Source organism: Streptomyces dysideae (genome assembly GCF_001514305.1).
In the GTDB taxonomy this organism is placed as follows: domain Bacteria; phylum Actinomycetota; class Actinomycetes; order Streptomycetales; family Streptomycetaceae; genus Streptomyces; species Streptomyces dysideae.
On sequence record NZ_KQ949155.1, the window covers coordinates 7,809 to 9,018 of the forward strand.

Consider the following 1,210-nt stretch of genomic DNA (forward strand, 5'->3'; position numbering starts at 1 on the left):
CATCCGCCCGCATCACCGCCCTGGACGTCCTGGACGTGCGGTTCCCTACCTCCGAACACCTCGACGGGTCGGACGCGATGAACCCCGAGCCCGACTACTCCGCCGCCTACGTCGTCCTGCGCACCGACGTCGGCGACGGGCTGGAGGGCCATGCCCTGGCCTTCACCACCGGTCGTGGCAACGATGTCCAGGCCGCCGCCATCGCGGCCCTCGCCCCGCACGTGGTCGGCCTGTCCGTCGAAGAAGTCTGCGGCGACCTCGGCGCGTTTGCCCGTTCCCTCGTTCACGACCCCCAACTGCGCTGGCTGGGGCCGGAGAAGGGTGCCATCCACATGGCCACCGGCGCGGTCGTCAACGCCGCGTGGGACCTGGCCGCCAAGCGGGCCGGCAAGCCCGTGTGGCGCTTCCTCGCCGCGATGTCGCCCGAGGAACTCGTCGCCCAGGTCGACTTCCGCTGGCTGTCCGACGCCCTCACCCCCGAGGAGGCGCTGGAGATCCTCAAGCGTGCCGAACCAGGCCGCGCACAGCGCATCGGCCGCCTGCTCGACCAGGGTTACCCCGCCTACACCACCACCCCCGGCTGGCTAGGCTACTCCGACGAGAAGCTCGCCCGCCTGGCCCGCGAGGCCGTCGCCGACGGCTTCACCCAGATCAAGCTGAAGGTCGGCGCGTCCCTGGAGGACGACGTACGGCGCATGCGCACCGCCCGCGAGGCGGTCGGCCCGGACATCCGCATCGCCGTCGACGCCAACCAGAGATGGGACGTCGCCCCCGCGATCGGCTGGATGCGCGCCCTGGCCCCCTACCAGCCGTACTGGATCGAGGAGCCCACCTCCCCCGACGACATCCTCGGCCACGCCGCCGTCCGCAAGGCCGTCAGCCCCATCAAGGTCGCCACCGGTGAGCACATCGCCAACCGGGTCGTCTTCAAGCAGCTCCTCCAGGCCGGCGCGGTGGACATCGTGCAGATCGACTCCGCGCGGGTCGGCGGCGTGAACGAGAACGTCGCGATCCTGCTGCTCGCCGCGAAGTTCGGGGTGCCGGTCTGCCCGCACGCCGGCGGCGTGGGCCTGTGCGAGATGGTCCAGCACCTGTCGATGTTCGACTACGTCGCCGTCTCCGGCACGACCGAGGACCGCGTCATCGAGTACGTCGACCACCTGCACGAGCACTTCGTCGACCCGGTCCGCATCGCCGACGGCCACTACCT

At 71.0% G+C, this 1,210-nt stretch carries 1 protein-coding gene; it reads left to right on the plus strand.

From position 1 onward, the window contains the following. Nucleotides 1-1,210 (plus strand): enolase C-terminal domain-like protein (locus AQJ91_RS47815; protein ID WP_067036558.1); only part of this gene is annotated, 1,210 nt, incomplete at both ends.